Source organism: Schaalia odontolytica (genome assembly GCF_024584435.1).
Lineage (GTDB): Bacteria > Actinomycetota > Actinomycetes > Actinomycetales > Actinomycetaceae > Pauljensenia.
This window is the reverse complement of the sequence record NZ_CP102197.1, coordinates 1,333,192-1,352,324: the sequence shown is the minus strand read 5'-3', so window position 1 is coordinate 1,352,324 and position 19,133 is coordinate 1,333,192. Positions and strand designations below refer to the sequence as shown.

The window sequence follows — 19,133 nt, the reverse complement described above, 5'->3', positions numbered from 1 at the left end:
CTTGTCAATACTCGTGTTGCATTGGGTAAGGATGGCCAATGCATGGGGCCTGCTGGTCCCTCACGACGACGTGAGGTTGAGAAGAGGACACCCGATGACCTACGGGAAACGTTCACTAGCTGTCGTTGGAGCGCTCGCGCTGTGTGGCCTGGGGCTTTCCCCTGCCTCGTGGGCGCGGGACGTGGGAGAAGATGAGGCTGCCGCGCCTGGGGGTGCGGGCATCGGCGCGGTGAGCGCCCAGCCCTCGCCGACGCCGACCGAGCCCGCGATGAGCGGGGAGGGAGCCACCACCTCGCCCAGCCCCGAGGCCGCACAGAGTGGCCCCGGTGCCGAGGCGGTGACCTCCCAAGAATCGGAGGCGGACACGCCCATCGCGGACATCCAAGCTCTCGGTGAGGGTGACGATTCCGCCCTGACCGGCACGTCGGTCACGACGCTTGGTGTCGTGACCGCCTCCTATCCGGCTGGCGAGTCGTCCCTGACCGGCACCCTGGACGGCTACACGATCCAGACTCCGGGAACCGGTGGCACCTGGGAGGAGGGGAAGAGTCGATCCGACGCTCTCTTCGTCTACGCGGGTAAGGAGGGCACAATCCCGGCGGTCGGCACCTGCGTGCGCGTGAGCGGAACGGTCGGTGAGTTTCCCGCCACGACCGCGAAAGGAAACCCGGAGAGCCTCACCCAGCTTGCCGCCACGACCGTCACCGAGGTGAGCGGTTGCCAGGCGCCGAAACCGACGCCGATCACGGGCGTGCCCCGGGGCGCATCGGCGGAAGCTTACGAATCCATGCTGCTCACCCCCCAGGGCACCTGGACCATCACCGACAACTATCAGGCCAACCTCTACGGAACCCTTACCCTGACGCCGGGCGATGCTCCGCTGCGAGCCGCCACCGATGTTGTCGCCCCCGGTCAGGCGGCCCGCGACTACGAAGCGGATAACGCCTCGAAGGCCATCGCGCTCGACGACGGCGCCAACACCAACCTCCAGAAGGGAACGGCCACCGAAGCCCCCTACGCGTACCTGGCGAACGGGTCTCCCGCACGCGTCGGATACCACGCGACCTTTGCTGCCCCGGTCATCCTTGAAGTCAGGAACGGCTCCTGGATCCTCCAGCCCACCTCCATGGTCGCCGCGCACCCCGATCGTTCCCCCATCGCGATCACGGGGGTGCGCCCCAGCGCCCCGACGCTTGGTGGCGACACCCGAGTCGCCACCTTCAACGTCCTCAACTACTTCTCCGATCTGGGGGTTGACGAGGCCGGATGCACGGGGTATCCCGACCGCACCGGCGCCTTCGTCACCACCAAGAAGTGCAGGGTGCGTGGAGCCTACTCGAGGGAGGCTTTTGCGAACCAGGAAGCCAAGATCGTCTCGGCGATCAATGCCCTGGGTGCGCACGTCGTTGCTCTCGAGGAGATTGAGAACCCGGTCGGCGTGGGGGTGGGGACAGATCGAGACGCCTCCCTGGCTCGACTCGTGTCTGCGCTGAACACGGCGGCGGGGACAGCCGAGTGGGCATACGTGCCATCGCCCCCGATCACCCCGGCGGGAGAGGACGTCATTCGCGTCGCCTTCATCTACAAGCCTGCGATCGTCACCCCGGTGGGCAACTCCCTCATTCACGACGACCCGGCCTTCACCGGACTGGCGCGCCAGCCGCTGGCCCAGGAGTTCGCGCGCACCGGCGCGAGCTCCTCGTCCTTCGTCGTCATCGCCAACCACTTCAAGTCCAAGGGATCCGTCCCCGACGGGGCGGGGGAGGGTAACCGCGACAACGGAGACGGCCAGGGCAACGCGAACGCGATCCGAGTCGCCCAGGCCTCGGCCCTCGCCGCCTTCGCCGCTCGCTTTGCCGACAAGCCGACCCTGCTGGTTGGCGACTTCAACTCCTACTCGCAGGAAGACCCCGTCCGAGCCCTGACCGCCAGAGGATGGGAACGCGTCTCGGGCCAGGGGGAAGCATCCTACGTGTACTCCGGCCGCTCCGGTTCCCTCGATCACGTCTTTGCCAACGCGGCCGCCAAATCCCTCCTGGCGGGCGTGACCAGCTGGGCGGTGAACGCCCAGGAATCCGTAGCCTTCGAGTACTCGCGGGCCGGGATGAACGCACACCTGAGGATCGAGGCGGACAACCCCTACCGATCCTCGGACCACAACCCCGAGATCATCGGCCTCACCCTGCTCACCCCGACCCCCGGAGCCGATCCGAGCCCATCGGCGGAGCCGGGAGGGCCGACCCCCTCCGCGCTCCCATCGCCTCCGCCCGGCTCGAAGCAGCCCCAGGCGCCCTCAGCGGCGCACAAGCGCCGCCTGGCGGCCACCGGTTCGCACGCTGATCACGCCGTCCTCCTCGGATCGCTCCTGGCCTGCGCGGGGGGCGTGAGCCTGGGCCTGTCGCGGCGCTGGAGGCGTCGGAGCTGAGCCCCTCCTTTATCCCAACCATCACGCTTGATGCGGCACGGTAGCCGCTCAGAAAGGAACACACCATGCGCACACCCTGGAGACACGTGGCGCTCGCATCGACGGCGGCGATCGCCCTGGCATTCGTGCCGACGGCGGCGCTCGCGGACGCCCAGGAGGGCACAGACGCCCCCATCACCCTGGACCTGTACAACCTGACGGATGTCCACGGGCACATTCAGCAGGTGTCCAAGAAGGGAGTGGTTCGCGAAGCGGGACTGCCCGCCATGAACTGCTACCTGAAGAAGGCGACCCAGGAGAATCCGAACTCCTCCTTCACCCTGCTGGGAGACAACATCGGAGCATCCCCCTACATCTCGGGCTCCCTCAAGGACAACCCGACGATCGCGGCCCTCAACACGATGAATCCGCTGGCCTCGACCATTGGTAATCACGAGCTCGACATGGGACAGGCGGTCTTCAAGCAGCGAGTCGACGGGTCCAACCCGAGCGAGTTCGTTCAGGCCACCTTCCCCTACCTCGGAGCGAACATCCAGGGCATGGGCACGTACGGGGAGGGGACCCCCTACCTCGGCGACTACAAGCTGTGGAAGTCTCCCTCCGGTATTACCGTCGCGTTCATCGGCGCGATCGCCGAGGACGTCCCCTACAAGCTGAGCCCGGGAACGACCGCGGGACTGACCTTCACCGACCCAATCAAGCGCATCGACTCCCTGGCCGCGCAGCTCAAGAGCAGCGGGACAGCCGACGTCGTCATCGCGATGCTCGACGACGACGTGAAGAACAACTACCCGAAGGTTGGCAAGGACGTGGACGGCTTGATGGGCGGCGACACCCACGTGCCCTACGAGTTCGACCACGTCAACTCCCACGAGCGTTTCGACTCGGCCAACCCCCTGCTGGCGGGAATCGCGTCGGGCTCCTACACGGACAACCTGGGGCTCATCCGCCTGACGATCGATCCCAAGACGCGCAAGGTCAGCTCGGCGGATTCGATCCTCATTCCCGCCGCCGACGTCGCGGCGTGCGGCGCGGATCCGGCGACCCAGGCGGTCGTCGACAAGGCCGAAGCCGACTCGAAGGAGGCGGGCAAGCGCGTCGTCGCGACCGGCTACACGACCCCCTTCAAGCGCGGCGTCTTCACCACGCCCGAGGGGGCCACGGACCCCGGATCGAACCGAGGCATCGAATCCTCTCTGGGCGACCTGGTGGCGGATTCCCTGCGCGAAACGATCCTGACCCCGGATGGAAAGAGCGTTGACATCGGCATGATCATGGCGGGCGGCCTGCGTGCCGACCTGGTGCCGAACGAGGACGGCACGATCACCTACGCGCAGACTTACGAGGTCGAGCCTTTCTCCGATGAGCTGGGATACGTCACCCTGAAGGGATCGGACGTCAAGGACGCGCTCGAGCAGCAGTGGAAGACGGACCTGAACTCGCAGAACTCTCGCCCGATGCTCAAGCTGGGCCTCTCCTCGAACGTGCGCTATACCTACGACCCAGCCAAACCCTATGGCCAGCGCATCACGTCGGTGACGATCAACGGTGAGCCGCTGAAGGCCGACGCGACGTACACGGTCGGCTCCGTGTCCTTCCTGCTGGCGGGTGGCGACTCCTTCGAGGCCCTGACCCGCGGGGGAGCTGCCACGACGAACGGCAACCTGGACCGAGACTCCTTCAACGAGTACCTCGCGGAGAACTCGGGTGGTAAGAAGGGAGGCGCGCAGGCGATGAGCTCGCTCGCCCCCCGCGAGGCGAAGTCCTCGATCGGGCTGACGCTGCCCACCGAGCCGGTGGCGGACGGCGCGACCGTGACGATTCCGCTGCGCGGGCTGTCCTTCTCCGAGGGGCCGTCGATCACCTCGAAGGTGCGCGTGAGCGCGGGCGGCGCTCAGGCCGTGGCCGATGTCGACAACTCGTTGGTCGATGCGCACGCCTCCGACGCCGCCTCGATCATCACGACCGATGGCGCCGGTCAGGCCACCGTTTCTGTGACGGTCGTGGGGTCCTGCCGCGGCAAGGCGGCCGGAGAGGTCGTGGGGGCGCCGGTGAGTGTGGCAACCGACTTCGCCACGGTCGTCGAGGCCTCGGACGGGGTGACGATCCCCGTCGCCTGCGCCGGAGACAGCGCGGCCCAGCCGTCCCCGACCCCCGACGCCGGTGGTGACGCGACGCCGAGTGCTCCGACGCCTTCCGCCTCGCCCAGCCCGAGCACCAAGCGGGGAGGGCTGGCCCGCACCGGCGCCTACGCCGAGGCGCTGCTCGGCGCGGCGGCCATCGCCGCGATCGGCGGCGCGGGGGTTCTCGCTCGTCGACGTGCGAATCGTTACCAAAGCGAGAACTAGTTGTTGTTGACACACCGGTGGCGGCGCGGGAGACTCGTAGCATACGCAAAAGTCCATCGTGACAAATGTTCGCGTACCGGGTGCGTGGAGTGCCTCTGCGATCCGCGCCGCCACCTGTTCAAGGAAGAATCCACATCAACGGAGGATAAAACTCATGAAGCACCTCACAAAACTCCTTGCTGCTGCGGGAGTTGCTACGCTCGCCTTGGCCGGTTGCGGCGGGGGAGGAAGCGCCGGACAGACCGGCCAAGCCAAGGACGCCGCCTCGTTTAAGGCGTGCGCCGTCTCCGACGCCGGCGGCTGGGACGACAAGTCCTTCAACGAGTCCGCCTACAACGGCCTGAAGGCCGCCCAGTCCAAGCTCGGCATCCAGATCAACACGGCCGAGTCAAGCTCGGACGCCGACTTCAAGCCGAACGTGGAGACGATGGTCTCCGACAACTGCAACCTGATCATCGGCGTGGGCTTCAACCTCGAGAAGGCCATGCACGCCTCGGCCGACGAAAACAAGGACCTGCACTATGCCCTGGTCGACTCCAGCTTCAGCGACGGCAACAACAACACGGTGACCGTTGAGAACGGACGCCCGCTACTGTTCAACACCGCCGAGGCCGCCTACCTCGCCGGATACGCCGCCGCCGGGATGACCCAGAGCGGAAAGGTCGCCACCTTCGGCGGCATCCAGATCCCCTCCGTGACGGTGTTCATGGACGGCTTCGCGGACGGCGTCGAGGCCTACAACAAGGCCAAGGGCACCTCCGTCCAGCTCCTGGGATGGGACAAGGCGAGCCAGACCGGTTCCTTCACCCAGTCCTTCGACGACCAGGCGCTGGGCAAGCAACAGGCCCAGCAGTTCATCTCGCAGGGTGCCGACATCATCATGCCGGTGGCCGGCCCCGTCGGCCTGGGCGCCGCCGCCGCGGCCATGGCAGATGGCAACACGTCGATCATCGGCGTGGACTCCGACTGGTACGAGGCCAACCCCGACTACTCCTCGATCGTGCTGACCTCCGTCATGAAGGAGATCGGCGCGGCGGTCGAGCAGGCCATCACCGACTCGGTCAACGGTAACTTCTCGGCGACCCCGTACGTGGGAACGCTGGCCAACGGAGGAGTCTCCCTGGCTCCCTTCCACGACTTCGATGCGAAGGTTCCTGCGGAGCTGAAGGATGACCTGCAAAAGCTCACCGAGGACATCAAGTCGGGCAAGCTGACGATCGAATCGCAGAACGCTCCGAAGTGATGCCCGGTGGTGGGGCTGGCCGCGATGAGGGGGCCAGCCCCACCCGCCTGTCGGGCGTGCAGCGCGGGCCCAAGCGGGGGAAGGACGAAGGAATGAAATTGGAGTTGCGGGGGATCACGAAGAGGTTTGGCCCCCTCACCGCAAACGACTCGATCGACCTGACGATCGAGGAGGGGCAGATTCACGCCCTACTGGGAGAGAACGGCGCGGGTAAGTCCACGCTCATGAACGTCCTGTACGGGATGCACGCCCCCGACGAGGGGCAGATCCTGATCGACGGAACTCCCGTGACCTTCAAGGGGCCGGGGGACGCAGTTGCGGCGGGCATCGGCATGGTGCACCAGCACTTCATGCTGATCCCGGTCTTCACCGTGGCCGAGTCGATTGCGCTCGGGTTCGAGCCGACCGGTCCGGCGGGGATCATCAGCCGCGAGCGCGCGCGGCAAACCGTTCGAGAGGTGTCGGCGCGCTTCGGCTTCGACCTGGACCCCGACGCGCTCATCGAAGACCTGCCCGTGGGCGCCCAGCAGCGCGTCGAGATCGTCAAGGCCCTGTCGCGCGAGGCAAAGGTCCTCATCCTGGACGAGCCCACCGCGGTGTTGACCCCGCAGGAGACCGACGAGCTCATGACCATCATGCGTCAGCTCGCGGACGCGGGAACCTCCATCGTGTTCATCACCCACAAGCTGCGCGAGATCCGAGCGGTCGCAGACGACATCACCGTCATCCGGCGCGGTCGCGTCGTCGGCCACGCCTCGCCCACGGACTCCGAGGCTTCGCTCGCCACGCAGATGGTGGGACGCGAGGTGCTCATGCGGGTCAAGAAGGAACCCGCCAACCCCACGGGAGCGGGGCTGGCCTTCGAGGACGTGTCCCTCCTCGGCTCGGGGGGCATTCCCCTCCTCGACCACGTGTCCTTCGATGTTCGTCAGGGAGAGATTCTGGCCGTCGCCGGCGTGCAGGGTAACGGCCAGACGGAGCTGGCCGAGGTGATCCTGGGCCTGCGCACCCCCCACAGCGGGCAGATCCGCCTGGGGGATGCCGACGTCACCCGCGCCAATCCGCGTGATTCCCTGGACGCGGGCGTCGGGTTCATCCCCGAGGACAGGTCAACCGACGGCATCATCGCCTCCTTCTCCATCGCGGACAACCTGGTCCTGGACCAGTTCACCTCCCGAGAGTTCTCGGCGGGCGGTTCCCTCAAGCTCGGCGCTATCGCGCGCAACGCCCGCGAGAAGGAAAAAGAATACGACATTCGCCTGACGTCCGTGTCCGACCCGATTTCTTCCCTGTCCGGCGGCAACCAGCAGAAGGTGGTCGTGGCGAGGGAGATCTCCAAGGATCTGACGCTCCTGGTGGCCAACCAGCCGACCCGAGGGGTGGACGTCGGGTCCATCGAGTTCATTCACCGCAGGATCGTCGACGTGCGGGACCAGGGCTGCGCGGTCCTGCTCATCTCGTCGGAGCTGGACGAGGTCGTGGCACTGGCGGATCGTATCGCCGTGATGTACCGGGGACGCCTCGTCGGCATCGTCCCGCCGGACACGGGGCGCGACGTGCTGGGCCTCATGATGGCCGGCGTCCCCCTCGACGAGGCCGTGGCCGCGTCGAGGGGATCCGCCGACACCGAGGACGTTGACGGGGAGGAAAAGAAATGACTACGCACAAGAGCGGAGCCCGGGTCGCGATTGTCCGAGTCCTGGCCTCGCAGTGGTTCGTGTCGGTGCTGGCGGTCCTGATCGCCTTCGTGATCGGCGCGATCCTGATCGCGATGTCGGGGGCGTCGGTGACGGACGCGTACTACGCGATGTTCCGCGGCGCGATCGTGGACCCGGAGGCGGCGACGTTCACCCGCATGATCGTGCCCCTGACGAACTCGTTGTTCTTCTCGATTCCGCTGATCATCTCGGGCCTCGGGCTGGCGGTTGGTTTCCGGGCCGGCCTGTTCAACATCGGCGGCAAAGGTCAGATCATCATGGGGGCGCTTGCCGCCGTGTGGGTCGGATTCTCGCTGCACCTGCCTCCCGTCCTCCACACCCTGGTGGCTCTCGCCGCGGCGATCATCGCGGGAGGCCTGTACGGGGGCATCGCTGGCGTGCTGAAGGCGAAGACGGGGGCCAACGAGGTCATTGTCACGATCATGCTGAATTCGGTGGCCACCCTCGGCCTGGGCTACCTCCTGGGCCAAAAGGCATGGCAAGCCCCCGGGTCTAATCAGCCCATCACCCCCAACGTTGACCCGAGCGCCCAGTTGACGCGTCTGCTGTCCGCCCCCTTCAAGCTGCACGCGGGCATCATCGTGGCCATCATCGCTCTCGCGGCCTTCTGGTGGCTGATGGAGCGCTCGACCCTCGGCTTCAAGATTCGGGCGGTCGGGGCGAACGCGGCCGCGGCGCGCACGGCCGGAATATCGGTGGAGCGCATCACGGCGGTGACGATGGTGCTCTCGGGGGCGTTCCTGGGCCTGGCCGGCGCCAACGAGGCGCTGGGTACCCTCGGCTACGTCTCGCGCGACGTCGCCGGGTCGATCGGTTTCGACGCGATCACCGTCGCCCTGCTGGGGCGCAACAAGCCGCTGGGCACCTTCGGCGCTGGCCTGCTGTTCGGCGCCTTCAAGGCGGGCGGCTACCTGATGCAAACCAAGGGCGTGCCCATCGACATGATCTTGATCCTGCAGTCGGTGATCGTGCTGTTGATCGCCGCTCCGGCGCTCGTGCGGTGGCTGTTCCGGCTGCCCAACGCCCGGCGTGTGGAAGAACTTCGAAAGGGGAGCAGTGATGAGCACAAGTGAGCGTGGAACGCGCACGCAGGTTGAATCCAAACGGTCCTGGAAGCTCCCGGGCGTCTACGCGGCGGCCTGTATCCTCCTGGTCATTCTCGCCGCCGCCACCAGCGGGGATGTGCGGGTGCTGCTCAACGACAAGTCGCAGTCGTACTCGATTCCCGACGTCGTCGTGGCGGGTGCCCCCGTCGTGTGGGGGCTGGCCCTCGTCACGATCGCGATCACCGCGTGGGCGATCGTCTCGACGCTGCGTCGTGCCAGCTCCCCGTCGTGGGCTCGTGTCGGTGCGATGGTCGTCGTCGGCGTGTCGACGGTGTGTGGGTTCCTCGTGTACGCGGGCTCGGGGTCGGCCACCGGCTCCGTGACGCTGACTTCGACCCTCGTCTCGACGGTTGCGCTGTCGACGCCCCTGATCTTCGGCGCGCTCTCGGGCGTGATCTCGGAGCGAGTCGGCGTGGTCAACATCGCAATTGAGGGTGACCTCCTGGTCGGCGCCTTCGCGGGCGTGATGGTGGCCTCCTTCTTCCAGAACCCATACGCCGGACTGCTCGCGGCCCCGCTGGCGGGAGCCGCCCTGGGCGTGCTGCTGGCGCTCTTCTCCGTGAAGTACGGGGTCGATCAGATCATCGTCGGCGTCGTCTTGAACGTGCTGGCCCTGGGTCTCACGACGTTCTTCGCGGGCACCGTCATGAAGAATCCGGCGGTGAGCCTGAACACGAACCAGTACTCGCTGTCGAGCATCAAGATCCCGCTCCTATCGGAGATCCCCGTCGTGGGGCCGGCCCTGTTCAACCAGTCGATCCTCGTGTACCTGATGTACGTGGCGGTCGTTGCGCTGGCGTTCTTCCTGTTCCGCTCGCGGTGGGGCCTGCGCCTGCGTGCCTGCGGCGAGCACCCTCGAGCCGCCGACACGGTCGGCATCAACGTTCAGCGCACGCGCACGACGAACACGATTCTCGGTTCCGCCTTCGCGGGTCTGGGGGGCGCGTTCTTCACGATCGGCTCGGGCTTGGCTTTCACGGACAACATCTCCGCGGGCAACGGATACATCGCCCTGGCGGCGATGATCCTGGGCAAGTGGAACCCGCTGGGAGCGATGAGCGCCGCCGTCATGTTCGGCTTCGCCCAAGCCCTGGCTCACATGCTGCCCAACCTGACCAGCGCGGTCCCCTCCAACCTGGTGTCGATGATCCCCTACGTCGTGACCATTGTCGCGGTTGCGGGCTTTGTCGGTAAGTCCCGGGCGCCCGCCGCCGAGAACGTCCCCTACGTGAAGTGAGGGGTGGGGTCGATGCCTCTGATCGATTGGGACGCCCTGCTGGGCGTCGCCACAGACGCGATGAAGCGGGCGTACTGCCCCTACTCGGGGTTCCCGGTCGGCGCCGCCGGATTGACGGACGACGGTCGGATCGTCAGCGGCTGCAACGTCGAGAACGCCGGCTACGGGGTGACCCTGTGTGCCGAGTGCGGCATGGTCTCGGACCTGATCCGCTCCGGCGGGGGCACGCTCGTCGGTGTCGTCGCCGTCAATGGTGACGCGGTTCCCGTCTCCCCGTGCGGGAGGTGCCGCCAGCTCATCTTCGAGCACGGAGGCCCCTCCTGCCTGGTCCTCATGCCCGGCGGGGTCGCCCCCATGAGCGAGGTCCTCCCCGGTGCTTTCGGCCCCCATGACCTGGACGGGGTGGGAGCGACAAGCGCCCCGGCCTATTCCGAAACGAAAGAAGGAAACGATGGCGATCGTTGATGCCGTTGACGTCATTCGTACGAAACGCGACGGGGGAACCCTATCCCCCGAGCACATCGACTGGGTGATCGATGCCTACACCTCCGGCGTCGTCAAGGATGAGCAGATGGCCGCCCTGGCCATGGCGATCTTCCTGCGTGGAATGAACCGCGAGGAGATTGCCCGGTGGACGGATGCGATGATCCGGTCGGGGCAGCGCATGGACTTCTCCGGGATCGGCAAGCCGACCGCCGACAAGCACTCGACCGGAGGCGTGGGGGACAAGATCACCCTGCCCCTGGCGCCGCTCGTCGCGTGCTTCGGGGTAGCGGTCCCGCAGCTGTCGGGCCGAGGCCTGGGGCACACGGGCGGCACCCTGGACAAGCTGGAGTCGATCCCAGGCTGGAGGGCACAGCTGAGCAACGAGGAGATCATGACGCAGCTGGGCAGCGGATGCGGCGCGGTCATCTGCGCGGCCGGGGTCGGCCTGGCACCCGCGGACAAGAAGCTGTACGCGCTGCGCGACATCACCTCGACCGTGGAGTCCATCCCGCTGATCGCCAGCTCCATCATGAGCAAGAAGATCGCTGAGGGGACGGGCGCGCTCGTCCTGGACGTCAAGGTTGGGTCGGGTGCCTTCATGAAGGACCTGGACACCGCGCGTGAGCTCGCGCGCACCATGGTGGATTTGGGGCGCGACGCGGGCGTTGCCACGCGCGCGCTGCTGACCGACATGTCGGTGCCCCTCGGACGCAAGATCGGCAATGCTCTTGAGGTTGAGGAATCGGTTGAGGTCCTCGCGGGCGCAGGCCCCTCCGACGTCGTCGAGCTGACCTGCGAACTCGCCCGGAACATGCTGGACCTGGCGGGCGTCCACGACGCCGACGTGGAGGAGGCCCTGCGTGATGGGCGCGCCATGGACCGTTGGCGCCAGATGATCCGCGAGCAGGGCGGCGACCCGGACGCGCCGATGCCTCGTGCCGCCCACGCGCACCAGGTTCGGGCCGAGGCCGACGGAACGGTCGTCGGCATGGACGCCCTCGGCGTCGGGGTCGCGTCCTGGCGCCTGGGCGCGGGGCGCGCGGTCAAGGAGGACGCTGTCCAGGCGGGTGCCGGCATCGAGATTCATGCCAAGCCCGGCGAGAGCGTGCGAGCGGGGCAGCCGCTGCTCACCCTCTACACGGACGACGAGTGGCGCATCGAGCGAGCCGTGGAAAGCCTCGCGGGTGCGATCACGATCGCTGACGGGGGCGTCGTCGAGGATCGGGGCGTCATCTTGGACACGGTCTCCTGACGCAACCGTACGGCACGGGGAAGGAGGAATCGTGGAGAAGCGCGACGAGCAGTCGATCGAGGCCCTCAAGCTTTACTACCAGCAAGACTTGAGTCAGGCCGAGGTTGCCTCCCGCATGGGGTGCTCGCGGCCCACGGTGGCCAAGCTCCTCGCGCACGGCCACGCGCGAGGCTTCGTGACCATCGACATCCACGATCCGCGCGACGAGGCCTCCGAGCTCGCGGCGCGCCTGGAGAAGCGATATGGGCTGGCCTGCGCGCGAGTCGCACACGGGCGAGCGATGAGGGTGGAGGAGGCCATCGACCAGGTCGGGCGCGTCGGAGCTGCCCTGTTGAGCCAGCTGGTCCACGACGGCATGAGCGTCGGCATCTCCTGGGGTCGCACGATGAACTCGCTCGCCTCCCACCTGTCCAGGTCCCCGCGATCGGGAGTGCGGGTCGTCCAGCTCAAGGGAGGGACCTCCTTCTCCGAGCGCGGGACCCACGACTTCGAGGTCATGCGAGCCTTCTGCGAGGCATTCTCCGCCGAGCCCCGGTACCTGCCGCTCCCCGTCATCTTTCAGGACACGGCGACCCTGTCGATCGTGCGCCAGGACCGGGCGATCGCCAAGATCCTGGAGGAGGGGCGGGGCGTCGACGTCGCCGTCTTCACGGTCGGCGCGATGGGCCGGGAGGTCATCTCCCTGAACCTCGGGCAGCTTGAGGAGGCGGAGGTAGAGGCGCTGCTGCGCGACGCCGTCGGCGACGTCTTTTCCCACTTCTTTACAAAGTCCGGCACCATCGCGCGTCCCCAGATCGAGCGCCGCACGGTCAGCATCCCCCTGGACGACCTGCGTGCGCGTCCCGTCCGGCTGCTCGTTGCGGGAGGGCTCGTGAAGGCCCGGGCTCTGGAGGCGGGGCTTCGCATGGGGTTGGCCACCCACCTGGTGGTCGACCAGGACCTGGCCCTCGCGCTGCTGGACGAGACGAGCGAGGAACCCTCGGAGGGGGTGGATGACGCAACGACAGGAGGATGGAACATTTGTTAAATTGCTATTGACGCATTTGTAACTCAGGGCATAGCCTTGTCACACAGGTAAAGACGCCGAGAGGAGCCCAGTTCTCCTCGACACAACGAAGGACATGACACATGCGTTCCACACCGCACATTGATCCCACCGCTCCCATCGCCGAGACCATCCTGCTCCCGGGAGACCCCCTGCGCGCGAAGTTCATCGCCGATACCTACCTGGAGGACGTCCAGCAGTTCAACGCCGTACGCAACATGCTCGGCTTCACCGGTACCTACCAGGGCACCCCCGTGTCCGTCATGGGGTCTGGCATGGGTATCCCCTCAATCTCCCTGTACGCCTATGAACTCATCCACGAGTTTGGTTGCCGGCGCCTGGTGCGCGTTGGAACGTGTGGCGCTCTGCAGCCCGACATGCACCTCTACGACGTTGTGGTCGCCCAGGGAGCCTGCACGAATTCGGCGTTCATGGACCAGTACCAGCTCCCCGGAACCTATGCTCCGATCGGCTCCTTCCGCCTCATTGACGACGTGGTGCGCCGCGCCCGCGAGGAGGGAGTCCCCTTCCACGTCGGCAACATCATGTCCTCCGACGTCTTCTACAACGCGAACCAGACTTTCAACGAGGCGTGGGCGCGGATGGGGATCCTCGCGGTCGAAATGGAAACGGCTGGACTGTATGCGACGGCCGCGCACGCCGGCGTCGAGGCCCTCGGCATGTTCACCGTCTCCGATTCCCTCGTCACCGGAGAGGCCACGGACGCCCAGTCTCGGCAGACCGCCTTCACGACGATGATGGAACTCGCCCTGCCGCTGGCAGCCCTGTGAGATTAGGAGAACGTCGTCTCATGAAGAAACGTGACGTGGCCGCGATGATCGACCACACGATCCTCAAGCCGGAAGCGACGCGCGCGGACGTGGCGCGCATCGTCGAGGAGGGGGCCGGGGCCGGAACCTTCTCGGTGTGTGTCTCTCCCTCGATGCTGCCCCTGGACGTGCCCGAGGGGCTCAAGGTTGCCTGCGTGGTCGGCTTCCCCTCGGGAGCCGTCAAGCCCGAGGTGAAGGCCTTCGAGGCGGCCCTCGCCGTCGCGGACGGTGCCGACGAGATTGACATGGTCATCAACATTGAGCTGGTCAAGGATGGACGGCTTGCTGACCTGGAGGGGGAGATTGCCGCCGTTCGCCGGGTCGTTCCCTCCCCCCGCGTCCTCAAGGTCATTATCGAGTCTGCGGCCCTCACCGACGATGAGATCGTCGCTGCCTGCCGGGCGTCGATGGCGGCTGGCGCCGACTTCGTCAAGACGTCGACGGGTTTCCACCCCGCCGGAGGCGCGTCGACGCACGCGGTTGCCCTCATGCGTGCCACCGTCGGCGATTCCCTGGGTGTGAAAGCATCTGGAGGAATCCGCGACGCCGAAACGGCGCTCGCCATGATCGAGGCCGGCGCTTCCCGTCTGGGGGTCTCGGCAACCAACGCCATTCTGGCAGGACTGGAGGAATGAGAACACATGGACGTTTTCGATCGCGCCCGCCGTTGGGCAGACCACGACCCGGATCCGGCGACGGCCTCGTCCCTGAAGGGGGATGTTGAGGCCGCGCGTGCCGGCGACGAGGAGGCTCTGGCGCGCGTGCGCGCCGCCATGAACGGCCCTCTCGAATTCGGTACCGCCGGGCTGCGCGGCGTCGTCGGCCCCGGCGAATCCCGCATGAACCTGGCCGTCGTCATCCGCGCGACCGCAGGCCTGTGTGAGGTCGTCAAGCGCCACGCGACGGGCACGCCCACGCTGGTCGTCGGGTGCGACGCCCGCTACGGTTCCTCCAAGTTCGCCACGGCCGCGTGCCGCGTCGCTTCGGCAGCCGGCGTGCGGGTCCTCGCCCTGCCCCAGGCCAACCCGACTCCGCTCACTTCCTTTGCGGTGCGCCACTTCGGCGCCGACGCGGGAGTCATGGTGACGGCCTCGCATAACCCCGCACCCGACAACGGGTACAAGGTCTACCTGGGAGGCAGCGTCGTCACCGGCGACGGCCAGGGCGTCCAGATCGTGCCGCCCTTCGACGCCGAGATCGCCGACGCCATCAAGGCCACCCCGCCGGCCGACCAGGTTCCGATGAACGACGACCTCGTCGAGGCCGTTGACCCCCGCGACGAGTACGTGGCCTCCGCAGTCGCGCTGGCCTCCGGTGAGATCGCAGCACGGCAGGACCTGCGCATCGTCCTGACCGCCATGCACGGCGTGGGCGCGTCGCTGACGTCGCGCGTCCTGGCCGAGGCCGGGTTCACGAACGTCTCGCTTGTGGCAGCCCAGGCCGAACCGGACCCGGACTTCCCGACCGTGCCCTTCCCCAACCCGGAGGAGGCCGGCGCCCTCGACATGGCGATCGAGCAGGCGCGAAGCGAGGGAGCTGACCTCATCATCGCGGTCGACCCCGACGCGGATCGCTGCGCTCTCGCCGTGCCGGACCCCGCCTCGCCGACGGGGTGGACCCCGCTCAGCGGAGACCAGATTGGCTGCCTGCTGGGAGAGTTCCTGGCCTCGCGCGGGGTGCGCGGGTCGCTCGCGAACTCAATCGTGTCCTCGCGTCTGCTGGGTCGGATCGCACGCGCTCACGGGCTGGTCCACCACACGACCCTCACCGGTTTCAAGTGGATCGCTCGCGCGCCGCAGCTGGCCTTCGGATACGAGGAGGCCATCGGCTTTTGTCCGAATCCGTCGGTCGCCCGCGACAAGGACGGCATCGCCTCTTCCGTCGTGGCCGCGTCGTTGTTCGCTTCCTTGAAGGCGCAGGGGCGCAGCGCGTGGGACGAGCTGGATCGGCTGGCGCGCCTCCACGGCCTGCACGTGACCGGTCCTTTGACCTTCCGGGTCGAACAGATCGAACAGATCGCCCAGGGAATGGCGCGCCTGCGCGCCCAGCCGCCGACCGAGCTGGCGGGTTCTCCGGTCGTTGAGGTTTCGGACCTGTCGGAGGGATACCAGGGACTGCCCCCCACGGACGGCGTCCTGGTGCTCACCCGCGACGGTGACCGCGTCATCGCCCGTCCCTCGGGCACGGAGCCGAAACTCAAGTGCTACCTGGAGGTTATCCTCCCGGTACCCGAGGGCGGGCCGGTTCCGTGGGAGGAAGCACGCGAGCGCCTGGAGCGCATCAAGCGGGAGTTTGGTCAGATCATCGGACTGTGATGGCGGCGGGGTGTTCGTCGGCGCTTCTTCTGCGGAGGCCTGCGCAGCGAAATAGCTAACGCTATACTTGCGTATATGGCAACTCATGCAGAAACGTCGGCGAACACCCTGCCTTTCGCCGACCGGCCCGTCGAGCGGGCTCCCGGCCACTGGGTGCTCGCCCGCGCCGGAAAGAAGGTCCTGCGTCCCGGTGGACTCGCACTCAGCACCTGGGCACTCAAGCGCGCCGGCATACCCGGCGCCCACGTCGTCGAATTCGCCCCCGGATTGGGTGTGACAGCCGGCGCGATCATCGGGGTTGGTCCCGCCTCCTACGTCGGAGTAGAGCGGGACCCGGATGCCTGCGCGCGCGTCAATGCCATCGCATCGGGGGTTGGCCGCTGCGTCAACGCGGATGCCGCCGAGACAGGTCTGGCCGACCAGAGCGCGGACGTCGTGGTCGGCGAGGCGATGCTCAGCATGCAGGGAGAGAAAGCCAAGCGCGCCATCGTCGGCGAGGCGGCCCGCATCCTGCGCCCCGGCGGACGCTACGTGATCCACGAGCTGGCGATGACGCCCACCACCATCGACGAGAAGGTGGCGACCGAGATTCGCCGTGCCCTCGCTCGGGCAATCAACGTCAACGCCAGGCCCCTGACGGTGGCCCAGTGGCGTGCCTGCCTGGAGGAGGCCGGCCTGGTCGTGGAGGAGACGCGCACGGCTCCCATGGCCCTGCTTCGGCCCGGCCGTGTGATCGCCGACGAGGGACTGCGGGGCGCCCTGCGCATCCTCCGCAACGTCGCGCGGGACAAGGAGCTGCGCGGACGCGTCATGACGATGGCGCGCACCTTCAACAAGTACAACCACAACCTGTGCGGCGTTGCTATCGTCGCGCGCAAACCCAAGGAGGATCAATGAGCCTGTCGCCCGAATCGAACACCGAGGTTCCCACGCCCATCATGACGGACCTGCAAGACATCGCCTCGATGATTCAGGTCAACGAGGGGGCCACGGTCTCGCGCACGGTCATGCACGCCGAGGGCGTCCGGCTGGTCCTATTCAGCTTCGACACGGGCGAGCTTCTCAGCGAGCACACGGCCGCGATGCCCGCCATCTTGCACGCGCTCGAAGGCTCTCTCGAGATCGAGGCGGACGGGCGGAGCGTCGTCCTGAAGCCGGGCGATGTCATTCACTTTGGGACGAGGCTGCCGCACGCGGTGCGCGCCCTCGAACCGTCCAAGTTGGCCCTGTATATGCTCGATCGGCGCGAGCGTCCCAAGGCCTGAACTCGCTCGCATCAGGCGTCCCGGCCCCGCGGAAACCGAGGCCGGGACGCGGCTTTGACGGCCCCGGGTCTATCCCCATCCGGGGCGAAGGGCGAAAGAGTCGATGGAGAGAGAATCCGTCAGCAAGTTGCCCGCGAGGTACGGCGCGAGGTCCGCGGTGGACAGGACGGTCTGCTCCTGCCCGCCGTCCCACGGGTGCCTCGTCAGGGTGACGCGCAGATCCTGCGGGGAGGTCGTCAAGGCATAGACGCCGCGCTCGGTGACCTGGAAGACGGTGCGTTCCTCGCCCTGTTGAGTCCCGATCGAACCGACGTACCGGCCGACCGCGGTGTCGATGTTGACGGTGTAGACGTCACCTCGCGCGCTCACGAAACGGTACTCTCTACCCACGAGGATCCCCTGGGAGAGGTGAACCTCGCGAGACCTCGAGAGGTCGATGGGATCGCCCTCGCTCGTGGTGACGGGCGTGATCGTCCTGGTTCCCGTCGACAGGTCCCACGACTGGAGAACGAGGCGGCCGTCAGCGGGATCCAACCCGTTCTCACGCGACGCATCGGGGTGGGTGCGCGCCAGCGTGGGAATGACGACGGAGGAGCCATCGCAAGCGAACATCTGCTGCCCCGACTCGAGCGTCTCATCCCTCTGGGAGACGCCCACGACGGTGGGCAGATCCCCGTCGTGACCGGAGAGCTCAACCAGCAGGTCGAAGCTGTCGGGCATCGGATCGAACGGATGCGCCGAGGCGTACGCCTCGGCGGCCGACGCCTCCAGGTCGGTCGAGTGCTGCGTCTCGGTGAGAGACATGATCCGGTCGCCGCACTGGCCGTTGTTCTGAAAGAGCCCGATGTTGTTGGTGCGGGTTGAGGACCCATCGGGGGCGACCGTGTAGAGAGGTTGGTTCGCCGAGTCCACGTAGAAGGCCGCGGTGCCCCCGTTGGAGAGCGGGTAGCGTCCGATCTCGTACTGTTGCCTGGCGTCGCGCGGCGTGCGAGTCGTCCCGGAATCGGTGGAGACATACTCGTCGGCTGCCGATGCGAAGAAGGCGCCGGCGGGCGTCCACTGGACGATCGAGCCGCGTATGCCGCCGGTGGACGCGATGCTTCCCGTCCCGTCCTCGGCAAGAAAAGCGGTGTACCCGCGGCTCGGTCGCGGGACGCCCCCCGAGAGCACTGAGGCGTTGCTCAAACGCACGGCGATGACCGAGTCGGCGCTGGTGAGGGAGGCAACGGCGACGTCGTGAAGGCCCGCGTGGGAGGAGCAGGAGGAGGCGCAGGCGAGTAAGGCGAGTAAGGCGCAGGTGGCGATCCTCTTCATCTCCGGCTCCCTCGACGCGACGACAGGCGACGTCGCCTGTCGTCAGTCTATTCGCCTATTCCGACGCGGTCAACGATGCGGGCCGTGCTCGCGCAGCGCCGACCTGGCCGCCGCCCGGGCCACCAGCCACAGGCCGACCTCGACGATGACGCCCGAGGCGACGAAGACCACCACGACGGAGGTGCGCGCATCCATCAGCGTCGTTGCCGCCAGGGCGATTCCGTGTGCGGTTCCCAGGACGCCCCCACCGAAGAGGATTGGCCACGATGCTCGGTGGGCGCGTTCCCACTCGCATGATCCTGGCGTAATCCCGTCAAGCCTCAAGCCCAGAGGCGGCCGACACGCGCCTGCGCGCGCGGTCAGGCCCGAGGCGAAGAGATAGATGCCGCCGACGGTGAGGAGGGCGGAGAAGAGAACGAAGAGGACGATGAGTCCGGCGAACACGACAACCCCCGGGGAAAGAAACGTTGAGCGGCCGTGTCGCGCCCAGGGGGCGGGCCGCCCATCCATTCTACCGACGAGCCCGCGGGGGGCGAGGCGGGTGCTGGG

The 19,133-nt window shown here is 67.3% G+C and carries 16 protein-coding genes; 14 read left to right on the top strand and 2 right to left on the bottom strand.

What is annotated here, in order from left to right:
* Window positions 1–94: 94 nt before the first annotated feature.
* The 14 genes from NQK35_RS05950 (at window position 95) to NQK35_RS05885 (ending at window position 17,270) form a co-directional block, all read left to right on the top strand.
* The gene (locus tag NQK35_RS05950) at window positions 95–2,425 is read left to right on the top strand and encodes an ExeM/NucH family extracellular endonuclease (RefSeq protein ID WP_257113492.1); all 2,331 of its coding nucleotides are present in this window, start codon (window positions 95–97) and stop codon (window positions 2,423–2,425) included.
* A 65-nt stretch (window positions 2,426–2,490) separates the two neighbouring features.
* Window positions 2,491–4,773, top strand: coding sequence for a bifunctional metallophosphatase/5'-nucleotidase (locus NQK35_RS05945; RefSeq protein ID WP_257113490.1), 2,283 nt, complete (start codon window positions 2,491–2,493; stop codon window positions 4,771–4,773).
* 154 nt (window positions 4,774–4,927) lie between these two features.
* Window positions 4,928–6,016, top strand: a complete 1,089-nt coding sequence (locus NQK35_RS05940) for a BMP family lipoprotein (protein ID WP_257113489.1) — start codon at window positions 4,928–4,930, stop codon at window positions 6,014–6,016.
* A 92-nt stretch (window positions 6,017–6,108) separates the two neighbouring features.
* Window positions 6,109–7,674 (top strand): ABC transporter ATP-binding protein, encoded by a 1,566-nt coding sequence (locus NQK35_RS05935; RefSeq protein ID WP_257113487.1) that lies wholly within the window; start codon window positions 6,109–6,111, stop codon window positions 7,672–7,674.
* Window positions 7,671–8,807 (top strand): ABC transporter permease, encoded by a 1,137-nt coding sequence (locus NQK35_RS05930; protein ID WP_257113485.1) that lies wholly within the window; start codon window positions 7,671–7,673, stop codon window positions 8,805–8,807. The genes NQK35_RS05935 and NQK35_RS05930 overlap by 4 nt, the downstream gene beginning before the upstream one ends.
* Entirely contained in the window at window positions 8,794–10,077 is a 1,284-nt protein-coding gene (locus NQK35_RS05925) for an ABC transporter permease (protein WP_257113483.1), read from the top strand. Before NQK35_RS05930 ends, NQK35_RS05925 begins: the two co-directional genes overlap by 14 nt.
* Before the next feature lie 12 nt (window positions 10,078–10,089).
* Window positions 10,090–10,542, top strand: coding sequence for a cytidine deaminase (locus NQK35_RS05920; protein ID WP_009213265.1), 453 nt, complete (start codon window positions 10,090–10,092; stop codon window positions 10,540–10,542).
* Window positions 10,529–11,815: a thymidine phosphorylase gene (locus NQK35_RS05915; protein WP_009213266.1), complete on the top strand. Its 1,287-nt coding sequence runs from the start codon at window positions 10,529–10,531 to the stop codon at window positions 11,813–11,815. The genes NQK35_RS05920 and NQK35_RS05915 overlap by 14 nt, the downstream gene beginning before the upstream one ends.
* 31 nt (window positions 11,816–11,846) lie before the next feature.
* Window positions 11,847–12,842 carry a sugar-binding transcriptional regulator gene (locus NQK35_RS05910; protein ID WP_257113482.1) on the top strand — a complete coding sequence of 332 codons (996 nt, stop codon included), beginning with the start codon at window positions 11,847–11,849 and terminating at the stop codon, window positions 12,840–12,842.
* A gap of 101 nt (window positions 12,843–12,943) precedes the next feature.
* The gene (gene deoD, locus NQK35_RS05905; protein ID WP_257113481.1) at window positions 12,944–13,651 is read left to right on the top strand and encodes a purine-nucleoside phosphorylase; all 708 of its coding nucleotides are present in this window, start codon (window positions 12,944–12,946) and stop codon (window positions 13,649–13,651) included.
* A gap of 20 nt (window positions 13,652–13,671) precedes the next feature.
* The gene (gene deoC / locus NQK35_RS05900; protein ID WP_009213269.1) at window positions 13,672–14,325 is read left to right on the top strand and encodes a deoxyribose-phosphate aldolase; all 654 of its coding nucleotides are present in this window, start codon (window positions 13,672–13,674) and stop codon (window positions 14,323–14,325) included.
* Between the two features lie 6 nt (window positions 14,326–14,331).
* Complete coding sequence (locus NQK35_RS05895) at window positions 14,332–16,005, top strand: phospho-sugar mutase (protein ID WP_257113479.1); 1,674 nt, start codon at window positions 14,332–14,334, stop codon at window positions 16,003–16,005.
* A 75-nt stretch (window positions 16,006–16,080) separates the two neighbouring features.
* Window positions 16,081–16,902 carry a class I SAM-dependent methyltransferase gene (locus NQK35_RS05890; RefSeq protein WP_257113478.1) on the top strand — a complete coding sequence of 274 codons (822 nt, stop codon included), beginning with the start codon at window positions 16,081–16,083 and terminating at the stop codon, window positions 16,900–16,902.
* A complete protein-coding gene (locus NQK35_RS05885; protein ID WP_009213272.1) occupies window positions 16,899–17,270 on the top strand; it encodes a cupin domain-containing protein in 372 nt (123 codons plus the stop codon). The genes NQK35_RS05890 and NQK35_RS05885 overlap by 4 nt, the downstream gene beginning before the upstream one ends.
* Window positions 17,271–17,339: 69 nt before the next feature.
* On the opposite strand, the gene NQK35_RS05880 is transcribed toward NQK35_RS05885, so the two are convergent.
* Window positions 17,340–18,584 (bottom strand): hypothetical protein, encoded by a 1,245-nt coding sequence (locus NQK35_RS05880; RefSeq protein ID WP_257113476.1) that lies wholly within the window; start codon window positions 18,582–18,584, stop codon window positions 17,340–17,342.
* Window positions 18,585–18,653: 69 nt separating this feature from the next.
* Window positions 18,654–19,028 carry a permease gene (locus NQK35_RS05875; RefSeq protein WP_257113474.1) on the bottom strand — a complete coding sequence of 125 codons (375 nt, stop codon included), beginning with the start codon at window positions 19,026–19,028 and terminating at the stop codon, window positions 18,654–18,656.
* Between the last annotated feature and the right edge of the window lie 105 nt (window positions 19,029–19,133).

Excerpts from the sequence above, each read along its gene's own strand:
- NQK35_RS05950 (WP_257113492.1), top strand. The coding sequence starts at position 95 with ATGACCTACGGGAAACGTTCACTAGCTGTCGTTGGAGCGCTCGCGCTG.
- NQK35_RS05945 (WP_257113490.1), top strand. The coding sequence starts at position 2,491 with ATGCGCACACCCTGGAGACACGTGGCGCTCGCATCGACGGCGGCGATC.
- NQK35_RS05940 (WP_257113489.1), top strand. The coding sequence starts at position 4,928 with ATGAAGCACCTCACAAAACTCCTTGCTGCTGCGGGAGTTGCTACGCTC.
- NQK35_RS05935 (WP_257113487.1), top strand. The coding sequence starts at position 6,109 with ATGAAATTGGAGTTGCGGGGGATCACGAAGAGGTTTGGCCCCCTCACC.
- NQK35_RS05930 (WP_257113485.1), top strand. The coding sequence starts at position 7,671 with ATGACTACGCACAAGAGCGGAGCCCGGGTCGCGATTGTCCGAGTCCTG.
- NQK35_RS05925 (WP_257113483.1), top strand. The coding sequence starts at position 8,794 with ATGAGCACAAGTGAGCGTGGAACGCGCACGCAGGTTGAATCCAAACGG.
- NQK35_RS05920 (WP_009213265.1), top strand. The coding sequence starts at position 10,090 with ATGCCTCTGATCGATTGGGACGCCCTGCTGGGCGTCGCCACAGACGCG.
- NQK35_RS05915 (WP_009213266.1), top strand. The coding sequence starts at position 10,529 with ATGGCGATCGTTGATGCCGTTGACGTCATTCGTACGAAACGCGACGGG.
- deoD (WP_257113481.1), top strand. The coding sequence starts at position 12,944 with ATGCGTTCCACACCGCACATTGATCCCACCGCTCCCATCGCCGAGACC.
- deoC (WP_009213269.1), top strand. The coding sequence starts at position 13,672 with ATGAAGAAACGTGACGTGGCCGCGATGATCGACCACACGATCCTCAAG.
- NQK35_RS05895 (WP_257113479.1), top strand. The coding sequence starts at position 14,332 with ATGGACGTTTTCGATCGCGCCCGCCGTTGGGCAGACCACGACCCGGAT.
- NQK35_RS05890 (WP_257113478.1), top strand. The coding sequence starts at position 16,081 with ATGGCAACTCATGCAGAAACGTCGGCGAACACCCTGCCTTTCGCCGAC.
- NQK35_RS05885 (WP_009213272.1), top strand. The coding sequence starts at position 16,899 with ATGAGCCTGTCGCCCGAATCGAACACCGAGGTTCCCACGCCCATCATG.
- NQK35_RS05880 (WP_257113476.1), bottom strand. The coding sequence starts at position 18,584 with ATGAAGAGGATCGCCACCTGCGCCTTACTCGCCTTACTCGCCTGCGCC.